This is a genomic window from Lachnoanaerobaculum umeaense (assembly GCF_003589745.1).
In the GTDB taxonomy this organism is placed as follows: domain Bacteria; phylum Bacillota; class Clostridia; order Lachnospirales; family Lachnospiraceae; genus Lachnoanaerobaculum; species Lachnoanaerobaculum umeaense.
Genome location: NZ_CP032364.1, coordinates 15,865 through 38,583, shown reverse-complemented (window position 1 = coordinate 38,583; position 22,719 = coordinate 15,865). Strand labels below are relative to the sequence as shown.

The 22,719-nt window shown below is 32.7% G+C and carries 18 protein-coding genes and 3 pseudogenes; 14 read left to right on the top strand and 7 right to left on the bottom strand.

Annotation, left to right across the window (positions count from 1 at the left end):
* Positions 1–91: 91 nt before the first annotated feature.
* The gene (locus D4A81_RS00185; protein ID WP_111525549.1) at positions 92–1,210 is read right to left on the bottom strand and encodes a VanZ family protein; all 1,119 of its coding nucleotides are present in this window, start codon (positions 1,208–1,210) and stop codon (positions 92–94) included.
* Positions 1,211–1,353: 143 nt separating this feature from the next.
* Here D4A81_RS00185 and D4A81_RS00180 point away from each other — a divergent pair, with 143 nt between their 5' ends.
* Both D4A81_RS00180 and D4A81_RS00175 read left to right on the top strand, forming a co-directional pair.
* Positions 1,354–1,944, top strand: coding sequence for a type IV toxin-antitoxin system AbiEi family antitoxin domain-containing protein (locus D4A81_RS00180; RefSeq protein WP_111525548.1), 591 nt, complete (start codon positions 1,354–1,356; stop codon positions 1,942–1,944).
* Positions 1,937–2,806 carry a nucleotidyl transferase AbiEii/AbiGii toxin family protein gene (locus D4A81_RS00175; protein WP_111525547.1) on the top strand — a complete coding sequence of 290 codons (870 nt, stop codon included), beginning with the start codon at positions 1,937–1,939 and terminating at the stop codon, positions 2,804–2,806. Before D4A81_RS00180 ends, D4A81_RS00175 begins: the two co-directional genes overlap by 8 nt.
* A gap of 120 nt (positions 2,807–2,926) precedes the next feature.
* Here the strand turns inward: D4A81_RS00175 and D4A81_RS00170 are convergent, their stop codons facing one another.
* Positions 2,927–3,661, bottom strand: coding sequence for a MerR family transcriptional regulator (locus tag D4A81_RS00170; RefSeq protein WP_111525546.1), 735 nt, complete (start codon positions 3,659–3,661; stop codon positions 2,927–2,929).
* Positions 3,662–4,016: 355 nt separating this feature from the next.
* Here D4A81_RS00170 and D4A81_RS00165 point away from each other — a divergent pair, with 355 nt between their 5' ends.
* The 3 genes from D4A81_RS00165 (at position 4,017) to groL (ending at position 7,469) form a co-directional block, all read left to right on the top strand.
* Complete coding sequence (locus D4A81_RS00165) at positions 4,017–5,387, top strand: sodium-dependent transporter (RefSeq protein ID WP_111525545.1); 1,371 nt, start codon at positions 4,017–4,019, stop codon at positions 5,385–5,387.
* A gap of 145 nt (positions 5,388–5,532) precedes the next feature.
* A complete protein-coding gene (locus D4A81_RS00160; RefSeq protein WP_111525544.1) occupies positions 5,533–5,817 on the top strand; it encodes a co-chaperone GroES in 285 nt (94 codons plus the stop codon).
* Between the two features lie 32 nt (positions 5,818–5,849).
* Positions 5,850–7,469: a chaperonin GroEL gene (groL, locus tag D4A81_RS00155; protein ID WP_111525543.1), complete on the top strand. Its 1,620-nt coding sequence runs from the start codon at positions 5,850–5,852 to the stop codon at positions 7,467–7,469.
* A gap of 259 nt (positions 7,470–7,728) precedes the next feature.
* Here the strand turns inward: groL and D4A81_RS00145 are convergent.
* From D4A81_RS00145 to D4A81_RS13885, 4 genes and pseudogenes are all read right to left on the bottom strand, one after another.
* Positions 7,729–8,031: pseudogene (locus D4A81_RS00145) on the bottom strand (PDDEXK nuclease domain-containing protein); the annotation flags it as partial.
* A gap of 35 nt (positions 8,032–8,066) precedes the next feature.
* The gene (locus D4A81_RS00140; RefSeq protein WP_119808208.1) at positions 8,067–9,824 is read right to left on the bottom strand and encodes an IS1634 family transposase; all 1,758 of its coding nucleotides are present in this window, start codon (positions 9,822–9,824) and stop codon (positions 8,067–8,069) included.
* A gap of 151 nt (positions 9,825–9,975) precedes the next feature.
* Positions 9,976–10,899, bottom strand: a pseudogene (locus D4A81_RS13770) (PDDEXK nuclease domain-containing protein); the annotation flags it as partial.
* A gap of 231 nt (positions 10,900–11,130) precedes the next feature.
* Positions 11,131–11,334: pseudogene (locus D4A81_RS13885) on the bottom strand (MobA/MobL family protein); the annotation flags it as partial.
* Between the two features lie 443 nt (positions 11,335–11,777).
* Here D4A81_RS13885 and D4A81_RS00120 point away from each other — a divergent pair.
* The 8 genes from D4A81_RS00120 to D4A81_RS00085 all read left to right on the top strand — a co-directional run bounded on the left by D4A81_RS00120 (position 11,778) and on the right by D4A81_RS00085 (position 18,605).
* Positions 11,778–13,118, top strand: coding sequence for a hypothetical protein (locus D4A81_RS00120; RefSeq protein ID WP_111525992.1), 1,341 nt, complete (start codon positions 11,778–11,780; stop codon positions 13,116–13,118).
* 119 nt (positions 13,119–13,237) lie between these two features.
* A complete protein-coding gene (locus tag D4A81_RS00115; protein WP_111525993.1) occupies positions 13,238–13,906 on the top strand; it encodes a hypothetical protein in 669 nt (222 codons plus the stop codon).
* Positions 13,907–14,084: 178 nt separating this feature from the next.
* On the top strand, positions 14,085–14,702 hold the full coding sequence (locus tag D4A81_RS00110; RefSeq protein WP_111525994.1) for a hypothetical protein: 618 nt from the start codon (positions 14,085–14,087) through the stop codon (positions 14,700–14,702).
* Between the two features lie 256 nt (positions 14,703–14,958).
* On the top strand, positions 14,959–15,693 hold the full coding sequence (locus D4A81_RS00105; RefSeq protein ID WP_111525995.1) for a hypothetical protein: 735 nt from the start codon (positions 14,959–14,961) through the stop codon (positions 15,691–15,693).
* 124 nt (positions 15,694–15,817) lie between these two features.
* Positions 15,818–16,477 (top strand): YoaK family protein, encoded by a 660-nt coding sequence (locus D4A81_RS00100; RefSeq protein WP_111525996.1) that lies wholly within the window; start codon positions 15,818–15,820, stop codon positions 16,475–16,477.
* A gap of 19 nt (positions 16,478–16,496) precedes the next feature.
* A complete protein-coding gene (locus tag D4A81_RS00095) occupies positions 16,497–17,495 on the top strand; it encodes an aldo/keto reductase (RefSeq protein WP_111525997.1) in 999 nt (332 codons plus the stop codon).
* The gene (locus tag D4A81_RS00090) at positions 17,488–18,051 is read left to right on the top strand and encodes a chromate transporter (RefSeq protein ID WP_111525998.1); all 564 of its coding nucleotides are present in this window, start codon (positions 17,488–17,490) and stop codon (positions 18,049–18,051) included. Before D4A81_RS00095 ends, D4A81_RS00090 begins: the two co-directional genes overlap by 8 nt.
* A complete protein-coding gene (locus D4A81_RS00085) occupies positions 18,048–18,605 on the top strand; it encodes a chromate transporter (RefSeq protein WP_111525999.1) in 558 nt (185 codons plus the stop codon). Before D4A81_RS00090 ends, D4A81_RS00085 begins: the two co-directional genes overlap by 4 nt.
* A gap of 43 nt (positions 18,606–18,648) precedes the next feature.
* On the opposite strand, the gene D4A81_RS00080 is transcribed toward D4A81_RS00085, so the two are convergent.
* Positions 18,649–19,506, bottom strand: a complete 858-nt coding sequence (locus D4A81_RS00080) for a helix-turn-helix domain-containing protein (protein ID WP_111526000.1) — start codon at positions 19,504–19,506, stop codon at positions 18,649–18,651.
* 172 nt (positions 19,507–19,678) lie between these two features.
* On the opposite strand from D4A81_RS00080, the gene D4A81_RS00075 reads away from it, so the two are divergent.
* The gene (locus tag D4A81_RS00075; protein WP_111526001.1) at positions 19,679–22,702 is read left to right on the top strand and encodes a glycoside hydrolase family 2 TIM barrel-domain containing protein; all 3,024 of its coding nucleotides are present in this window, start codon (positions 19,679–19,681) and stop codon (positions 22,700–22,702) included.
* Positions 22,703–22,719: the final 17 nt, after the last annotated feature.

The window sequence follows — 22,719 nt, the reverse complement described above, 5'->3', positions numbered from 1 at the left end:
ATGTAATGTATTTAAATACTACATTAATGCTAACAGTTTTTCAAGTATGAAAAATATTAATATAAGCAAAGATTTCAGAGATGGTTTGCTTTTAGACTTTTACTGTACTTTGGATTTTTGTATGTGATAATTTTTCATATAAAAGTCTGTGATGTCTTGCAGATTTTATAAGAGCTGTAAGTAATATCATAAAGTACAAAATAGTTGCCAAAAGCTCAAGAGTTGCATATGCCATATCTTTAGAAGGATCTGCATTTGTAAGTATTAGATTTTCCAGCAATCTTCTTAAATTTAAAGGTATAAAAAAATAAAGTCCGTAAAAAAGTATATACCTAAAAAAATATGAATAGAATGCAGGATGCCCATCATTTAAAGATACAATGGCTGTACTTGTGATAAATTTTCCCAAAGTTCTTCCTTTAAATAATATCGGAAAAACAGAAAAATAAAATAAGATGCTTGCTTCAAATGAGAACATCAAGGTAAATTCAGGTATTAAAATTTCACAAATAAAGGTTAATAAAGCAATAAAGGCCATATCAAAAAAGAATGATATAAAACGTCTTGTTAATGATACTTCCATTCCTTTTTTATAGCTTATTTCATCCAGCTCATCTCTTGAAGGAAGAAATTTCATAACAGGTCCAATGCAAAGAAATCCAAGCACACCGCCTGAAGTATTTACAATAAGATCATCCACATCAAAGAGTCTGTAACTGCCGGAATAGGTAAAATATAGTCCTGTAAGTTGTGTTATTTCAAAAAATAATGATAATAGAAACGATAAAACTAAAGTTTCTATAAATGATCTTTTGAAATAGTAACGGAGATACATTCCAAATGGTACAGCCAAAAAAAGATTTAAAATATTTACTAAGAAAGCCTTGTTTAAAACTAAACTCATCCAAGTTTTTGGTTGTCCTTTAATAATATGAGATTTTTTTAATATATCTTTTATAAATAAAAAAGGTTCAAGCTGCATTTTATGACTATGAAGAGTAGCGGCCTTTTCTGGTGTAGGAAGTGGTAGTATTACCAGACAGTACATACATAGAATATAAAAAATAAAAGAATAAACAATCAAAACCTTTAAGCTCAGTACAGAGCCATATTTATGGTAGTTATAAGCGATATAGGGTAATGTAAAAATAGCTACTACAAATGGAAAAAGTATAACTGCCTGTAAAGACACTTCTAAGTATTGATTCATATTTGCTCCTAAAATATAACAGTTTAAAATGATATTGTAATGTATAAATTTTATATCAAAATTGATACAAAGACAAATTAAATAAACTTAAATACTTGATTTTCACCTCTAAGTACAATAAAATGATACTTAGAGGTGAAAATATGATAAAAACAACATCTATGCTTTTGGAAGAACTTAGTTCCTATGCAAATCCTAAAGCTAAACTGTCAAGAATGGTAGATGCAGGGGATTGTGTCCGTATTTCTAAGGGATTATATGAGACAGATAAAAATGTATCGGCATACCTGTTAGCCGGAAGTATATATGGACCGTCATATATATCTTTTGAGTATGCACTTAGTTATTATGGATTAATTCCGGAAGCTGTGTATACAGTTACAAATGCTACCTTTGATAAAAAGAAAAAGAAAATATATGAGACGGAATTTGGAACTTTTACATATTGTGACATTCCGTCAGCGGCATTTCCATTTGGGATTAATCTGATAAAGGAGGGTGATTATTTTTATCGCATTGCAGAACCTGAGAAAGCGCTTTGTGATAAACTTTATAGTATGCATCCTGTGCCAAACATAAGGGAATTAGAGATATTATTGACGGATGACTTACGTATTGATAAAAATGAATTAATAAAATTAAATATAGAAAAAGTGGAATTTCTAACGGAAAAATATAAAGCAGGTAATGTAAGAAAGTTGGGAAAGCTTATAAGGAGTTTACAAAATGAATAGTTCCATAGAAAAGATGCTAAAAAATTATAAAGTAAAAAATATGTATGATATGAAGAATGCGATGAAAGAGATTATACAGGAGATTGTTCTTTGCGGATTATCGAGAGCGGGATTTTTCCAAAAGGCAGCCTTCTATGGAGGAACAGCTCTTAGAATATTTTACGGACTGGATCGTTTTTCTGAGGATCTTGACTTTTCATTGAAGACAAAAGATGAGAAGTTTGATACTTCCGTATATTTTCCTGTTTTAGAAAAAGAACTTAGATCATTTGGATTAAATCTTGAAATTGTAGAAAAAGAAAAAACAAATGATAGCAGTATTAAGTCGGCATTTTTGAAGGGAAACACAAAAGAGCATTTACTTTTATTTTATGCGGATGAGAGAGTGATTGGAAGCATCCCTAAGAATGAAGTAGTAAAAATCAAATTTGAAATTGATGTAAATCCTCCACAATATGCGACATTTGAACATAAATATAGATTAAATCCTGCCCCATATGAAGTTAATTTATACGATATGCCTTCACTTTTTGCCGGAAAAATTCATGCAGTACTTTGCAGAGCGTGGCAAAACCGCATTAAAGGTAGAGATCTGTATGATTATATTTTTTACTTGTCTAAGGGAGGAGAGGTAAATTTAAGACATTTAAGGGAAAGATTAATTCAATCAGGATATATTACAGATAATGTAGATTGTACTGAAGAAGAATTAAAGGAAATGTTGAGATATAGATTTGACAGTATAGATTTTGCACAGGCAAAAAAAGATGTGGAGCCTTTTATACATGATACAAATAGTTTAAATATCTGGAGTACGGATTTTTTTAAACAGATTACAGATGGTATTAGAGCAAAATTTTAATAATAGCTACAGTACATAAAAATAAATAAGCAACAGACTGTAAAAAAGATAGAAGATTTTCACCTCTAAGTACAATAAAATGATACTTAGAGGTGAAAATATGATAAAAAGATCTATCAATTAAATCTCTTTTACATAATGTTGAATTGCATCACACAGATATTGTGCCATACCTTCTCCAAATTTATCCATATTATTTTTAAATTCAGGATTTTCAACATATCCATAGCCTATGCTTGAAAACACATCAGCACTACAGTCAAAAGAGTATTCACAAATATGTTTATGAAGCTTTTTTGCAAGTTCGGTATTTTCTTTTGATGTAGCCTTAAGTCCCTTTGACATATTATCCGATATTGCAAAAAAGATATTGTTAAAACCGTCGGCAATTTCCTGTTCTCTTCCTTTTTGCTTTTTAACGGCTTCCTCAATAACTTCCTTTCCATAAAGGTCTATTGCTTTTTGTTTATATTTTTCATTATCCTGATATGTAAAACCTTTGAATTTTTCTTTTGTTGACATAGTAATTTTCCTTTCTCTTGATTCAATAGTCTTTTCCAATGTATCAATAAGTGTTAAGAGTTTTTGCTTTTCTTTCTGCATCAAAACGAGTTGTTTCTTTAGATGATGGAGTATTTCCGGATCTTCCTGTTTTAATAAATCCTTTATCTGTTTTAAAGGAAATCCCAGATATTTATAAAATAATATCATTTGCAAAAAAGACATATCATCCTCAGAATAATATCTGTATCCATTTTCATTTTTTTTAGGTGAAAGCAAACCTATTTCATCATAATGGTGTAAAGTGCGCACCGATACACCGCTTATTTCACTAACCTTTTTAATTAAAAACATTTGAAAACCTCCTAACAAGGATAAGTATAAACTATGACGCAATGTAATAGTCAATACCTTAAGTTAAAGATTATTTATAAATTTAATATAAGATTAAATATCAAAATAGAAATAATTCTTGGGTTATGATTTGTCAAAATATGATTAATTGATTTTTGAATAATACAATAATATAAAAGAATATACTTAAGGTATAAGATAGAAATTTTTTATTAATTGTGTTATAATATTTTGCATTTGATTGACTACAGTTTATCAAGTCATTTAGGTAAAGTGTTTTACCTTTATGTCGGATTGCTTTACACAATGTTCTTGCAATCCTCAAAAATATCAAGGATTTAAGTAGGAGGATATTTTGGAGAGAGAAAGGTTAAAATCAAGGCTTGGGTTTATACTCATTTCAGCCGGATGTGCAATTGGTATAGGTAATGTATGGAAGTTTCCATATATGACAGGAAAAGGTGGTGGTGGTGCTTTCGTACTACTGTATTTATTATTTCTGGTTATGCTGGGATTGCCTATAATGACTATGGAGTTTTCAATAGGTAGAGCTGCAAGAAAGAGTCCGGTAATGGCTTATCAAAGGTTAGAACCTGCAGGAAGTAAATGGCATATACATGGTATAGTAGCACTTGTAGGAAATTATCTTTTGATGATGTTCTATACCACTGTATCAGGATGGATGTTACATTATTTCTACTTAACTGTTACAGGAGGGTTTGAGGGTCTGGACTCAGAAGGAGTTTCCAAGGTGTTTGAGAACATGCTTTCACAGCCTACTATTATGATTTTTTGGATGGTTGTGGTAGTTGTTGCAGGTATGTTTATAGTATCAAGAGGACTTGAATCGGGACTTGAGAATATTACAAAAATAGTTATGGTTACACTTCTTGTTGTAATGATTATTTTGGCAATAAATTCATTCTTCTTAAAAGGTGCTGCGGAAGGACTTAAGTATTATCTTGTACCAAGTATAAGCAGAATAGAAGAGACAGGTATAGGTGATGTGATCACCGGTGCCATGAATCAGGCATTCTTTACACTTAGCCTTGGAATAGGTGCAATGCTTATATTCGGAAGTTATATAAGTAATGATAGAAGTATGCTTGGAGAGTCTGTTACAATAGTTATACTTGATACTTTCGTAGCTATAGTTTCAGGACTTATTATCTTCCCTGCTACATTTACATATGGGGTTGATCAGACTTCAGGTCCTTCACTTATATTTATAACATTGCCAAATATCTTTAATAAGATGCCACTGGGTAGACTTTGGGGAAGCTTCTTCTTTATCTTCATGTCATTTGCGGCTTTTTCTACAGTACTTGCAGTATTTGAGAATATAGTTTCATGCGGTATGGATCTTACAAAGAAGTCTAGAAAACAGGTGAGCCTTTTCAATCTGATAGTGATAATATTACTTTCATTACCATGTATATACGGATTTAGCAGCTGGAGTTTTGGATGGTTAAAGCCATTTGGAGGAACTATACTTGATCTTGAAGATTTCCTTGTAAGTAATATTATATTGCCTCTGGGTTCTTTGGTATATCTGTTGTTTTGTGTAAGCAGATATGGCTGGGGTTGGGATAATTACCTCAAGGAATGTAATAAGGGAGAAGGTCTTAAAATGAAGAATTGGATGAGATTTTACCTCACATTTATATTGCCAATTATAGTATTATTTATATTTGTATTTGGAATATATGATAAGTTCTTTAAATAAGAAATAAAACAATCAGCCGGTAACTTTTAAAGTTGTGGCTGATTTTTAATTTATCAAGAATATTAGCACTCAAAGCTTGACACTGCTAATAAAAAGTGATATAAAACTAGATAGTTGATTTTATAGATATTAGGAGGAATACAAAATGAAGTTAATACCTTTATTTGATAGAGTGGTTTTAAAGCAGTTGGTTGCTGAAGAAACAACCGCATCCGGAATAGTGCTTCCGGGACAGGCAAAGGAGAAGCCTTCACAGGCTGAGGTTGTTGCAGTAGGTCCGGGTGGAGTCGTGGACGGAAAAGAAATAAAGATGCAGGTTAAGGTAGGAGATAAGGTTATTTATTCCAAGTATGCAGGTACAGAGGTAGAACTTGACAAGGTTGAGTATATCGTTGTAAAGCAGAATGATATTTTGGCAGTAATTGAATAAATCGTTTTTATAAAGTTTAAAGGAGATAAATCATGGCTAAGGATATTAAATATGGCGTTGAAGCCAGAAAAGCATTGGAAGCCGGTGTAAATAAGCTGGCTGATACAGTAAGAGTTACATTGGGACCTAAGGGAAGAAATGTTGTACTTGATAAGTCATTCGGTACACCACTTATCACAAATGACGGTGTAACTATTGCAAAGGAAATAGAGCTTGAAGATGCATTTGAGAACATGGGTGCACAGCTTGTAAAGGAAGTTGCTACAAAGACAAATGATGTGGCTGGTGACGGTACAACAACAGCTACAGTTCTTGCACAGGCAATGATAAATGAAGGAATGAAGAACCTGGCAGCAGGTGCAAATCCTATTATCCTTCGTAAGGGAATGAAGAAGGCTACAGATGCAGCAGTTGAAGCTATTGCAAAGATGAGTGAGCCTATAAATGGAAAAGAGCAGATCGCAAGAGTTGCAGCCATATCTGCAAGTGATGATGAGGTTGGTAGCCTTGTAGCTGACGCTATGGAGAAGGTAACCAATGAGGGTGTTATCACTATCGAAGAGTCAAAGACTATGCTTACAGAGCTTGATTTGGTAGAGGGTATGCAGTTTGACAGAGGTTATGTTTCTGCATATATGTGTACAGATATGGAGAAGATGGAAGCAAATCTTGATGATCCATACATACTTATTACAGATAAGAAGATCTCAAATATTCAGGATATCTTACCTGTACTTGAGGAGCTTGTTAAATCAGGACAGAAGCTTCTTATTATAGCTGAGGATGTTGAGGGTGAGGCTCTTACAACACTTATAGTAAATAAGCTTAGAGGAACATTCAATGTTGTAGCTGTAAAGGCTCCGGGATATGGTGACAGAAGAAAAGATATGTTAAAGGATATAGCTGTTCTTACAGGCGGGACAGTGATCAGCGAGGAGCTTGGACTTGAACTTAAGGATGCTACACTTGCAAGCCTTGGTCGTGCAAAAAGTGTTAAGGTTCAAAAAGAGAATACAGTTATCGTTGACGGACAGGGTTCAAAGGCTGATATCGAAAAGAGAGTTACTCAGATCAAGGCACAGCTGTCAGAAACTACATCAGAGTTTGACAAGGAGAAATTACAGGAAAGACTTGCTAAGCTTTCAGGTGGTGTAGCTGTTATCAGAGTAGGTGCAGCTACAGAGACTGAGATGAAGGAAGCTAAGCTTCGTATGGAAGATGCACTAAATGCTACAAGAGCAGCAGTTGAGGAAGGTATCATTGCAGGAGGTGGTTCAGCTTATATTCACGCAAGTAAGGAAGTTGCAAAGCTTGTAGATACTTTGGAAGGTGATGAGAGAACAGGTGCAAAGATCATACTTAAAGCACTTGAGGCACCACTTTTCAGAATAGTAGAGAATGCAGGACTTGAGGGAAGCGTTGTTGTAAACAAGGTAAGAGAGTCAAGTGAAGGTGTAGGATTTGATGCCTATAGAGAAGAATATGTGGATATGGTTAAGGCAGGTATCTTAGATCCTGCAAAGGTTACAAGATCAGCACTTCAGAATGCAAACTCAGTTGCATCTACACTTCTTACAACAGAGTCAGCGGTAGCTAATATCAAAGAAGATGCACCTGCAATGCCTGCAGGCGGTGGAATGGGAATGATGTAAAATACCGGAACTAAATATAAATAAATCAAGCATACCTTGTATATCAGGGTATGCTTTTTTATATCCGTAAATGGTATGACTTCCTGTATGCTTTCCATCAAGTCCTTTCGCTCTATATACTGCCTTAACATTCCTACCGGTATCTACTGCATAGATTTCATTGATAAATGAAAATATAGGCATTGACTACTTAGTGGCATATCCCCAAATAAGTCGCTATCCACTGTTTTCAGTGAAAACATTCTTTTTTCAATTAACTTTATTTTTCCTTGTAATTCCTTAAAACTCTTTCGACTTGTTCTTCTAATTGTTCTCTATTAGGAATATATAAAGTGTATTTAGAAGCAAATATCTTATTGGACAAACTGCCAAGTGCATATTCTGCCTGTATACTGTCCTTATCGGTACAAAGGATAATTCCAATCGGTTCATTATCCGTATCGTCATTAACTTCCGTCTTGTAGTAGTTAAGATACATATTGATTTGTCCGACTGCTTCCGGCATTAGCTTTCCTGTTTTTAGCTCAATCAAAACATAGCTCTTAAGTATCTTGTTATAAAACCTGACTTCCGTCGTTTCTCTCAAAACCTAGTACTCTAGGTATACAAGAGCATGCAGTTTTGAAAGAAATTGTCGACTTCAGCTTTGGTTAAATAGAGGGCATCAAGGTTACTAAAACCAACCAGTTTTTTAACCTTTTCGTTAACGGCCTGGTTTCTTGATATATTGATATATGTATCATCACCTTTATTTACCACCCTAAAATCACGCATAAAGTTGATCAAGTCATAAGAGTTTATTTTATTCTTGAAACACTTGATTTCTAATACTCTTAAAAGAAACAAGCTAAGGTAGCATATCAAAAAATGCCCATAGATTGTTTCTTTTTTCTGTAAATAAACGGGTCTTGCATCCAGGTATGATTTTGTAAGTCTAAAAGATTCTTCGATCTTCCATAGGCTATGGTATGTTTTATATACCTGTAATGGCTCCATATCTATTTCGGATGTCACTAAAAGATTATATCCTGCATATTTAAGATCTTCATCAATCTTAGATTTATTTAAATCTATTATAGGCTTTATTGTCTTGCCTGTACTATCTTTAGTTATAATGTCTACATATTTAGCACAATCTCCAAGTTCATCTTTAGCGATATTTTTGTATGTAGAAAACTTTGAAGCTTTATCGACCATTTTCATTATTTCAAGCCTTTGTTTCTTTGCAAGGTTAGGATTATAAGAGACGATACGCTTTTCTTTTACAGAAAACCTTGTAACACTCTCTTTTCCTGTTTCCGGATCAATCTCTTTAAAACTGTAATCAAAGCTGTCAATACAGGATTTAAGACGAAAAGATATATTACCTCTTTCATCAGTGTAATTAGAAAAGACATTTGTATCATTCTCAAGTAGAACCCATTTCTTTTCCTTTTCACTTAGATTCTTACCATGTATTGATTTTGAAAATATATAGCCGTCACTAGCTTCTTTAACTGCAGCATAAATATTTCTTGCACAATTAAGGCCTTTATCAGCCACCTGAATTGTCTTGCCTGATACGCTGTGTCGTTGCTTCATTTCTTCAATAACTTTTCTAATATATGGCTTTTCCGATTCATTTCCGGGATACATTTGCATGGAGACAGGTACTAGATCAGCATCTAAAAGTAAAGCCTGCCCTATTATCGGAGAGTGCCTATTCTCTTTTGAAGGTCCCTTTTGCTTGTCATCGCTAGGAAGATCAATTTCAAAGTAATAATTAGTACAATCGAAAAATACATTGCTTAAATCTCTTTTAAAATACTTTTCATAAGAGTGATTAAACAAATCAATGTACTTCTTATAAGACTCTCCTATGAAAGAACACCCGTCATATACTTGGTCTTCAGAGATTGTAGAGCTGCCGTAAATGTATGGAAAGACATGAGAGGCTGTCTTTGACTTAGAGCATGGTGATATAACCCTTGCATAAATAAGTTGTGTAATTAAGTCAAATACAGAGAACTGAAAACGCATTTGAGAAGCAAGTATATCAATAGTTTCCTTAACATCAAGCTCATCAATCAATGAGTAGAGCAAGAAGTGTCCTATATTAAGTTCAACAGGAGTGGAAAATGCACGAGGACGGGATTCTTCAGAAAGAACTTTTGTTCTATTCTCATTTTGCTCTTTTACATAATCGCTATAAAATTTAATCGGATCCGGAATCTCATCTGAAGTCAGATCTTCAACGTAACCAAAAGATTTTACATTTCTTGTTCTTGGTTGCTTTTTATCCTTATCCCAAAATGATTCATACATCTGAAGATAAGTACCTTTTTTCTTCTTTTCTTTTCTCAAAAAATAAGCCATAAACACCTCTAAAAGTAAAGTACTATGAAGTACTATGATTATAACATGCTGTAAAAATTTTTTCAATTTTTTCAAATTATTTTTTATGTAAGAAAAGCCTTTAAAATAAAGGGTTTAAAAGAATTGTATAAAATTAAATAGTTTGCTAAAAATTTGAAACGTCGGAAATTTCATAGTACTTCGACGGAAGACGGGTACAAAGGATAATTCCAATCGGTTCATTATCCATATCGTCATTAACTTCCGTCTTGTAGTAGTTAAGATACATATTGATTTGTCCGACTGCTTCCGTCATTAGCTTTCCTGTTTTTAGCTCAATCAAAACATAGCTCTTAAGTATCTTGTTATAAAATACCATATCAACATAATAATGGGTATTTCCAAGTGTTACTCTTTGTTGTGAGCCTACATACATAAAGCCCTTGCCAAGTTCAAGCAAGAATTTTTCAATATGAGCTATTAAGGCTTTTTCTAAATCACTTTCCATAATTGGCTTTTCTTCAGGCAGTCCTAAAAATTCAAATACATAAGGATCTTTTACAACATCACTTGCCTTATTTATTTCATTTCCCTTTAAGGCTAACTCCAATACCTTTTCTTTATTTTCATCTCCTGATGAAAGTAAAAGTCTTTCAAAAAGTGATGTTTTTATTTGCCTTTTTAGCTCTCTTACAGACCAATTTGCATTAATAGTTTCTTTTTCATAAAAGCTCCTTTTCTGCTCATTGCTTATGGAAAGTAGTTCACAATAATGCGACCAACTTAATTTGCCAGACAGTGTCTGGCAAATTGGATATGACAGATAAAAATTCCTCATATTTTGCAAATTAGATCTTGAAAATCCCTTACCATATTCTTTGGTGAGCCTCTTTGATAAGTCTGTTACTAACTGTTTTCCATACTTGGCTCTATCAGAATTTCCCTGTTCATCTTATACGATAATTCGCCCAATCTCCCAATAAGTTTGAATGAGGATATTATTAACTTCTCTTGCAACCTTGTTTCTTGCATTATCCATCAATTCTTTAATGCTGCTATAAACATCTTTATGAATTTTATCTATTTTATTATTCATATAGCTACCACCTCTTTATCAACTACAAATTCAATTATTATACCATAAATATTGAGTGTATTTAATATTATGTTTCTTTTGTTTATATGCCTCATAGGATAGATTTTTTGTTTTTTCTCTCTGTATATCGTTGCAAATTGAGATATATTCATAGAGATTAAAGAGTTCTGCTTTATTGTCTATTTTATCTTGTCTTGTCTGTTTATATTCATCATATTTTGATTGTAAATTTCAAAGTAAAGAACCTATACAAGAAGTAAGCTCCGATATTCTTTCTCTAATAGTTTTGACTAAAGAGTTATGCTTTTTAATTTCTCTATTTATGTTTCCTTTATCGGTTTCAATGCCTTTTCTTTCTAAGGCACTGGCACTTGCTCCTAAATGAATGGTTGGTATTTCTTCTATACCCTGTCTTTCAAAGGAACGATGGTCTACTCTTTTTTCAAGGTTATTTTTCTCTAAATACTGATTACAAAAAGTGGCAAAACTTTCAAAAAAGACTTTTTTGAACTTGGAATTTCAAAAGCAAAAACACCTTTTGGAAATGAAGCTTTCATTTATAATCTTGAACGTACTGTTTGTGATATGATTCGTAGTCGTTCACAAATTGAAATTCAAATTTTTCAGGATGCAATGAAGCAGTATATCAGGGTATGCTTTTTTTATATAAAAAACTTCTCACTGTTTTGATTAAGTTTTTATATGTAAAAATAAATAAAATAATATATTATTTTTGTACTATAAGCTGTTTTTTAAATGGTTATATAGCAATATAAACTAAAAATAATAACTTGTTTTCGTCATTATATATAATATATTTTTACTTTATTAAGGTTTATAATTTTATTAAATCGTAGTTGGACATTAAGGAGGGCGTGATGAAAAGAAATCTAAAAAAATCTATTATAAGTATGATTATTGTATTGATGCTTTTTTTATCAGGATGTGGTGGTAGTGAAAATAAAACAGGCAAAAATACAGAAAAAGAAACTGTAAAGAAAGAAAGGTCGTATAAAAAGAAAGCAAAAAAAGAAAAGAAAGAGAAGAAAGAGGACAAGGAAAACAAAGAAACTGAAGAAGAAAATAAAAAACTCAATACATCAAAATTGTCATTAGGGAATATTGAAGATGGTGTATATATAAGTAAAATGTTGAATCTCAGGTTTGATGCAAAATCCAATAATATGGAGGTATACTATGAATCAGAGTTTATGGGAGAGTTTTCAGATGCCATAACAGATAGGTCAGATATAGAGGATATAGATAAAAGATTAGATGATGAATACTACATGGTAAGCGATATGCATGCTATTGATATATCAGACCCTACAAGAACTGTTGATATATTTATCTACAAAGATCCGGATGTAAGGAATATATATGATTATACAAAAAAGGTTATTAAGGAATTTGAAGAAGACCCGATCGAAGATGATAATGAAACTATGGATATCCATTCAAGCTCCGGAGTAATAGCAGGAAAAAAGGTACCGGGTATAGAGATAAGCTGGAAATCAGAATATGAAGGTATAGAAATGCCTGGATATTATGAAAAACAATTATATTTTAAGATAGAAGAGTATATAGTAGAAATCAGTGCATGTTGTTATGATGAAGAAGATGCCCAAAAGCTTTTTGATATATTTGAAGACGCCAAAAATACTGATTCAAATAGGAAGACAAAACCGGAAAAAGATGACATTGTAAAAGAAAGATCACGCTTTGCAAGAGGAGAAATAAAAGATTCTGTTTATACAAGCAATATGTTGAATATGCAATGCGATATCAGCAAAAAGCATATGATTTTTTCAACACAGGAGGAACTGGAATTAATGGGTAATCCTCCAGACAGAGAAATAAAAGACTATATTGACAGTGGGAACATGTATATAGATATGATGGCACATGATGTTACATATGACAATACTATTGTCATTATGGTATCTAAGAGTAGAGAAGAAACCAAAGAAGAAGAAACTACAGAAACCTATTTTGATGAAGAAGATAATAAAACTGTAGAATTAACCAAAAAAAAGATAAATTTTCTTGGAGAAGATTTTATTAGTAGAAGTACTGTAGAGACTTATTCTGATGGTGAAAAGAGTTATAAAAAGTATATATTTATTCCATATGGAGAATATACATTGATTGCTTTAGCAATGGGAAGAGATCAAGAATTTGTTGAAAATGCATTTGATATCTTTACTCTAGCTAAATAAAAGTTATAGCATATTATATTTTTATTATTTTAAATAAAAAATTAATACAAATTATAATTTTTTCACATGTTCTATTTTGTATAATCAGCGAGATACTATTTTACAAAATGGAGGATATTATGAGAAAAAATTTTAAATTAGCTGCATTGGCTATAGCATCAGTATTGGCGGTAACAGCATGTGGTGCTAATGCAAAGACTGAGAAGGTTGAAACATCTGCAACAGAAAGTAAGGAAGCAAGTCAAAAGACTGATGAAAAGAAGGCTGAAGAAACTACAGAGAGTCTTTCTGAAGCTAAAACGGATGATTTAAGCGGTGTAACTGAAGGTAGTGTTTATACAAATAAAGCTTTCAATATAAAGTTTGATGCAGAAGCTAATGGTATGATTTTAGCAAGTCCTGAAGAATTGGCTGCTTTAGGACAGGATGCACCTGATGGGCTTTTAGAAGCATATGCTTATGACAGTACTTATACAAAAACTGTAATGATAGGTATAATGAATGAGGAATTTAATGATGTTCAGGCATACATGGAGACAGTAGTTGATGGACAAAAGAAAATAAATGAAGAGATGGGTATGGAAGACTCAAAGGTTGAAACTGCTACAATAAAACTTTTGGGTGAGGATGTACCATGTGTGAAGACAGAAATCACTTCAGGTGGTGTAACACAGTATCAGATTCAGGCATTTATAAAGTCAGGTGATCGTATAGCAATAGTTGTTCTTATGACAATGGATGAAGAGATAGCTAAAACAGGAATGGATATGTTTACCAAGGCAGAATAAATATAAAGTCATACTTTATGAACCGACCAACAAAAGTTGGATCTAGAATCTAACTTTTGTTGGTCGGTTTTTATATAGGGAATTTGCAAAAATACAGTATAAAATTTTAAATTATTGTTTTTATTTAAATAGATGATATACTCAAATAAAAAAGTATATTTTGTAGGTGGGAGGTAAAATGAGAAAAAAATTTAATTTTATAATGATTGGTATTATTATGGTGTCAATATTTTCTATAACAGCCTGTGGCAGCAAAGCAAAAAAAAGCTATGATAATGATAAAGTGGTAAAATCATTTACAGAGGAAAGTAGGGATACCAGTCTGGATGGTATACTTGATGGTGATGTATATATAAATGATGTATTTAATATAAAGTTTGATGCTAAAGTGGCAAATATGGAAATGGTAGATGACCAAGAGCTTAGTGCTATGCATATAAGTCATGGTGATTATTCAATAAGAATGGAAGCTAATAGTAGTGATAGCGGTAAAACTGTGTCGTTTAAAATTTTAGAAGATAGTACAGATATAAAATCCTATATAGACGAAGAGATTGCTGTAATAAAGGACGATAATAAGGGATTAGGTGATGAAAATATTAAAGTGGAAAGCAACACATTAAATTTTTTAGGTGAGGATGTTCCCTGTCTTAATTCAGTATTAACTTCAGGTAGTGTGAAATATTATCATACAGAAGTTTTTTTACAGTCAGGAAATCATGTAGCTGTTATAGAAGTAAATACTACAGATGAACAAGTTGAGGATTGTTTGAATGCATTTACAAAAGCAGATTAAATATTTGTGATTTGAGGTTTTATTTTTTGGAATAAAATAAAAGAAGCTTTTTTACATAAGTACAATAATGATAATAAGGAAAACAATGAGAATAAAGTAAGTAATGAAAATATTAGAAACAGCCTCCATTACATAAAAAAAGTTAAGATTATATAAAATCTGGTTAAAAAAATATTTACATTTTAATCACACTGTTGTAATATTTTATTGATATTTAATATAGATAAATTTTATGATTATTACATGGAGTGGTGATATGAAAAAAAACATTTTTATACCATTGTTATTTTTAACTGTTATGATGACTGCCTGTGGCGGAGGAAATAAAACTGAAACTACAGCTGAAAGTACACAAGTGGAATCAAGTGCTGTTGAAACAAGCACAGAAGTTCCAACAACAGAGGTTCTAACTACACAGGCAGAGGTTCTAAAAGAGGAAACTCATGTAGAAGATGATATACAGTACTATAGAGGTAGAAAAGAAGATTCTGTATATACAAATGAAGTTTTCAATATCAAATTTGATGCACCTGCCAACAATTATAAGATGGAGAGCAGAGATAATATTGCACAGATGAGAGATATTTTCATAAAGCAATCCGGTATGTCACAGGAGGCAGCAGATGAAAGTATATATATGGATGTATATGCTACCAGTGAGAATGGAACAGGAGTCAGCAATGTAAATGTTGTTATTGAAAAGATGGGTACACCTTTTGAGACGGAGACAGAATTAGAGGCGGTGGTAGCCAAATTACAGGAGCAATATAAGGCTGCAGGCATGGTAAATGTCAGTGTAGAAAGTGCCAAGGCTATGTTCAATGGCAAAGAGACTATAGCAATGAGTGCAACTGATACAACCGGAGATTATACAGTATATAGAAAGCAAATTTATATAAAATCCGGAAATTTTATGGCAATAATTACAGCCAGCAGTATTTCTGAAGAGAAAGCTCAAAAGGCATTGGATACATTTACAACATTAAAATAATTCTTATAGACTCGCTAAATTCAGGGTGTAATCTGATATTAGCGGGTCATTTTTTATAGACTTTTATTTTAGTTAACAATAGTTTAAAATATAAGAGTATTCTTTTTAGACTATGAGGAGCAAAATGAAAAGATGGCAGATATCAGAGTCCATAATGGTGGGGATACTTTTGGCACTTTCCGGAGGCTTTATGGATGCGTATTCATATATAAATCGTGGAAAAGTTTTTGCCAATGCTGAAACGGGTAATATAATACTGATGACATTAAAGATATGTGAAGGCAAGTTTTTGGAATCGGTAAATTATATTATACCGATATTGTCCTTTGCCATAGGTGTGGCTATATGTGAAATAATAAAACATAGAAAAGAAAAGATTAATATTATACATTGGAGACAGATAATAGTAGTATTTGAGATAGTTGCGTTTGTATTTGTAGCTTTTTTGCCTCAAGATATGAACCAAATAGCCAATTCAATAATATCTATGATATCAGGAGTGCAGTTTGCTACATTTCCAAAGGTTAGGGGTACAGCTATGGCGACTACTATGTGTACCGGAAATTTAAAAGCAGGAACCCAGAATATGTATCGAGGAATAAAAACCGGTGATAAGTCTGCACTTGAAAAAGGACTTTATTATTATGTATGTATATTTGTATTTATTATAGGTACTATGGTAGGATATTTGTTTGTGAGACTTTGGGCTGAAAAAGCTATTTTATTTGCAGCTGTAGCTATGTTAATCATTTTTTTAATGATGTTTAGAGAATTTGAAAATTGATATTTGAAAGGAGTTTTTTATGTATTTTGCAAAGGAAGACAGATATGAGAAAATGAAATATGCTCATTGTGGTAACAGTGGATTAAAGTTGCCATTGGTGTCACTTGGACTCTGGCATAATTTTGGAGACCATTCAAATCTTGAAAGTATGAAGGATATTTTGTTTACAGCTTTTGACAATGGTATCACTCATTTTGATCTGGCAAATAACTATGGTCCTGCACCGGGAAGTGCTGAAAAGAATTTTGGTATAATCCTAAAGGAAGATTTAGGAAAATACAGAGATGAAATGATCATTAGTACCAAGGCAGGGTATACTATGTGGGATGGTCCTTATGGTGATTTTGGAAGTAGAAAGTATCTTATAGCAAGTATTGATCAGAGTTTAAAAAGAATGGGACTTGAATATGTAGACATATTCTATCATCACAGAATGGATAAGAATACACCTCTTGAGGAGACATGTGGTGCTCTGGCACAGATAGTAAATATTGGAAAGGCATTGTATGTCGGACTTTCAAACTATGACGGTGAGACTTTGGAACAGGCAACAAAGATTTTAAATGAGCTTAAAGTTCCTTTTATAATAAATCAAAACAGATATTCAATATTTGATAGAACTATTGAAAATAATGGATTAAAGGATATGTCAGGCAAACTAAAGAAGGGTATTATATCTTTTAGTCCACTGGCACAGGGACTTTTAAGTGATAGATATCTTAATGGAATACCGTCTGATAGTAGAGTAGTTACTGATGGAAGATTCTTAAATGAAAACAATCTTACAGCAAAGAAACTTGAAGCTATAAGTAAACTGAATGATATTGCAAAAGCAAGACAGCAAAGTTTGGCACAAATGGCACTTGCTTGGGTACTTAAAGATGATGTCATGACATCTGTACTTATAGGTGCTTCAAAACCTTCACAGGTACTTGATAATATTGCGGCTATAGAAAATACTTCATTTAGTGAAGAAGAGTTAAAGAAGATTGATGAAATAGTAAAAGAAAATGAATAAGAAAATCCTTATTAAGCTTTTTATTTCAACACTTTATTTGAGTGCATTCACATTTGGGGGTGGCTATGTGATAGTTACATTGATGAAGAAAAAGTTTGTGGATGAGTATCATTGGATAGAAAATGATGAAATGCTTGATTTGGTGGCTATTGCACAGTCAGCACCGGGAGCTATTGCAGTAAATGGGGCTATAGCAGTGGGATATAAGCTTGCAGGAATAGTAGGAGTGGTAGTGGCAACTTTTGCCACGGTCATTCCCCCTTTTCTTATAATTTCAGTTATATCAATATTTTATACACTGTTTCGTGAGAATGCTTTTATTGCATATATGCTTGAGGGAATGCAGGCAGGAGTTGGTGCGGTTATTGCTTCTGTAAGTTATCAGATGGGATCTGATATAATTGGTAAGAAGAGTGCTTTAAGTGTGTTTATAATGCTGATAGCTTTTTTAATTAATTTTTATTTTAAAGTAAATGTGATATATATTATATTGATCTGTATTTTAGTTGGAGTCATACAGACTCTTTTATCTAAGTGTATGGAGAAAAGCAAATGATTTATCTAAAACTTTTTATAAGCTTTTTAAAAATTGGAGCTTTCAGTTTTGGTGGAGGATATGCAGCCATGCCGATTATACAAAGTGAGGTGGTGGATGCGAATCACTGGCTGACGATAGCAGAATTTAATGATCTTATCACTATATCACAGATGACTCCGGGACCTATTGCTATAAATTCAGCTACCTTTGTAGGTATAAGGATTGCAGGAATAAAAGGAGCTATAGTAGCTACTCTTGGTTGTATAATGCCATCTTTCATTTTGGTGACTTTACTAGCTCAGGTATATATGAAATATAAGAAACTGAGAATGTTGCAGTCAATATTGAGTATTTTAAGACCGGCTATAGTATCAATGATTGCAATATCAGGTATAAAGATATTACAATCAGCCTTGGGTATAAGTGAAATAGCAATAGAGAATCTTAGATTGCATATGGTGGTTATATTTATTATATGTATGGTACTTTTGATAAAATATAATAAGAATCCTATATTTGTAATGGTTTTAGCAGGTTTATTTAATCTCTTTTATAATATTTTGTTTATATAAAATATTAGCTGTCGCTTTAAATACTTAAAGTGACAGCTATTTATTATTTTATATTTTTTCTATACTCTGAGGGTGAGAATCCTTTTATCTTATGAAAAAGTCTGCTAAAGTATAGTGGATTGTCATATCCGACAATTCTTGAGATTTCGGATATGGAATATTTTGTGGTTTCAAGAAGTAACTGTGCATTGGATATTCTGGCTGAAACAATAAATTGCATAGGTGTAGTTCCGGAATATTTTTTAAAGTTTCTAATAAACCAGCTTATACTCATACCTCTTGAAGAGGCATATTCTTCAATATTGATTTCGCTACTGTAGTTATCGCTGAAATACTGAGTTGCCATATCCATTTCGTTGTCCAGATAAATATCTGAGATCTTTCTTTCCTTTTTAAGTTCTCTATGTATGCAGATAAGTAGCTGCTGCATAAGTATTGAGAGCAGCTCTTCATAGTCATCTTGGCAACGCTGCAACTCTGATATTATTTTTTTATATATTCTTTCATATTCCAAGGATGTACCTACAAAGAAATAATGTAGATCGTCACTGATACCATATTTTCTCAAAATATTTTTTACATCACTTCCGGTAAAATGTACCCAGTACACTTCGGTTCTGTTTGTACCATAGTATTCATATTTTTGAAATTCCTTTGGACGAAATAAAACCATATTTCCGGCAGTTATAACAGTTTCACTGTCCTTATTATTAAAATGAAAATGTGCCTGTCCTGAACTTATATAAATCAGCTGATAGTCCAGACGACCACGAGGTCTATAGGTAGGAAGTTTCGGTTTGGTGAGTAGACGATAAGTGCCACAGCTTCCTACAATAAGCGGCCTTGATTTATCTTTGAAGTCTATGGCAGAGTTATGCATATAGCCACAATTTAAGTACATATAACCTCCTAATAACAAATTTATATAATTGTATCATTTTGTGCATATTTAATCTAGTATAGTTTATAGACAAAAAGCCATAAAAACACTAAAATTAAGCTAAATTAAAGATGTACGAAAGTGAGAAATTTAATATTATAGTATGATATTGTTCATATAAAAGGAGGTTAAAATGATTGTACCACGCTATTATGAGGACCTAAATATTTTACATGAGAACACTGTGCCGGCAAGAGCGTATTATATACCCGCTTCAAAGAAAATGGATGATCTTGTAGAGAATCGCAAAGGCTCAGACAGGATTCAGTTTTTAAACGGCATATGGAAGTTTAAATATTTTGAAAGTATCTATGATGTAGAGGAAGAGTTTTTTAAGCAAGGATTTGATGTATCAGAGTATGTAGATATGGAGGTACCGGGAGTATGGCAAAATGAGGGATATGATAATCATCAGTATACAAATATAAAATATCCTTTCCCATTTGATCCTCCATATGTACCACAGGATATACCATGTGGAGCATATGTCTATAATTTTGAATATAAAGAGGATGAGAAAGCCAAAAAAGCATTCCTAAATTTTGAAGGTGTGGACAGCTCATTTTATTTATGGATAAATGGTTCATATGTAGGATACAGTCAGGTAGTGCATGCTACAAGCGAATTTGATATCACAGATGTATTAAAAAATGGAAAGAATACCATTGCTGTTTTAGTATTGAAATGGTGTGACGGATCTTATTTGGAAGATCAGGATAAATTCCGTATGAGTGGAATTTTCAGAGATGTATATATATTAAAAAGACCACAGGCTTATATAAGAGATTATAGAGTTAATACAGATGGAGGGAAGTTAAATCTTGATATAGAGCTTACAGATCCGGTAGGGGTAAAAATAACTCTGGAAGATAAAGACGGAAATATAATAGCAAAAGGTGAAATAGACAAAACAGGAAGTATAGAGTTTGAAGTTAGTGATCCCATTCTTTGGAATACAGAAAATCCATATCTTTATACTTTGGTACTTGAAACAGAGGAAGAGACTATTGTTGAGTATGTAGGATTCAGAACAGTTGAGATAATTGATAGGGTACTTTATTTTAATAAACAAAAGATAAAGTTTAGAGGAGTAAACAGACATGATTCAGATCCGGTAACAGGATTTACAATCAGTATGGAACAAATCATAACTGATCTTACTATGATGAAGCAACATAATTTCAATGCTATAAGAAGCAGTCATTATCCAAATGCACCATATTTCTATCAGCTATGTGATAAGTATGGATTTATGGTTGTTGATGAGGCGGATATTGAGGCACATGGACCTGTTATGATTTACAGAAAAGAGGATACTGACTATAACAGGTTCAAAAGATGGAATGAAAAAATAGCTGATGATCCGGCTTGGGAAGCTTCTATTCTTGATAGAGTGGAGCTTATGGTAAGAAGGGATAAGAACAGACCTTCTATCGTAATGTGGTCAATGGGAAATGAGAGTGCCTATGGATGCAATTTTGAAAAGGCACTTAAGTGGACAAAGGAGTTTGATCCTTCAAGAATAACACAGTATGAGAGTGCAAGATACAGAAATTATGATGTGGTATACAACTATGATTACCTTGATATATACAGTAGAATGTATCCTTCACTTGAAGAAATCAGAGAGTATCTAGAAAATGATGCAAGTAAGCCATTCTTACTTGTGGAGTATTGTCACAGTATGGGAAACGGACCCGGAGATTTTGAAGATTATTTTGAGCTTATTTATGAAAATGATCTTATGTGTGGAGGTTTTGTCTGGGAGTGGTGCGACCATGCAATATATAAGGGTAAAGATAAAAACGGTAAAGATATGTACTACTATGGTGGAGATCATGGAGAAAGTGTACATGATTTAAACTTCTGTATGGATGGACTTGTATATCCGGACAGAACGCCACATACAGGACTTTTAGAATATAAGAATGTTTACAGACCTGCGAGAGTTGTTTCATATGATGAAGTAAATGGAAAGCTTGTTATACACAACTATATGGATTTTGATGATCTGAAGGATTTTGTAGACATTTATTATGAAGTGAGCTGTGATGGACTCAATGTTGAAAGTGGAGTCTTAGAGCTTCCTTCTATAGAGGCACATAGTGAAAAAGAGCTTGAGCTTAGGATAAAGATTCCAAACAAGGGAAAGGTATTCCTTAAACTTATCTATAAACTTAAAAAAGAAATGCCGCTATTATCAAAGGGATATGAACTTGGATTTGATGAGATAAAGATCTCAAATGAGGATGGAAGAAATCAAAACTCACTTAGATGGCTGGATAGAGAAATAAATGTGTCAGATATGAAAGTTGTAGAAGATGATGTATCAGTGATTATTAAGGGACAGTCATTTACCTATACTTATAATAAGAGAAACGGAATGTTTGAATCATTGGTATTTGCAGGAAGAGAATATATTAACAGACCTATGGAGCTTAATATTTGGAGAGCACCTACAGATAATGATATGTATGCAAAGCTTGAATGGAAGAAGGCAAAGTATAATGAAGCATATGTAAGAGCATATGAAACAGATATTATACAATCATCCGATGGGGTAAAGATATCAGTAAAAACTTCTATGTCTGCTGCAAGCATTCAAAAGATTTTGGATGCGGATATTGTTTGGAAAATTGACTGTATGGGAGCAATAACATCATCTATCAAAGTCGTAAAGGATGAAGAGTTTCCTGATTTACCAAGATTTGGAATAAGATTATTCCTTGATAAGAAGCTTGAAAATGTAGCCTACTTTGGTATGGGACCTCATGAGAGCTATATAGATAAACATCATTCTACAAGCCATGGCATATATAGAGCAAAAGTGAGCGATATGCATGAAGATTATATAAATCCGCAGGAAAATGGAAGCCACTATGATTGTGATTATGTGGAACTGGCAAATGGACAGTTTGGAATGGTGGTGGCAGCTCAAAAAACTTTCTCATTTAATGCTTCTGTTTATACACAGGAAGAGCTTGAAAGAGCGAAACATAATTTTGAGCTTGTAGAGTCCGAGAGTACAGTGCTTTGTCTTGACTATGCTCTAAACGGTATAGGTTCAAACAGTTGTGGACCGGTAGTAATAGATAAGTATAGATTTGATGATATCAAGTTTGATTTTGATATTAGTATGATACCTTTTGTGAAGTAAAAATATAGGTAAAGGAG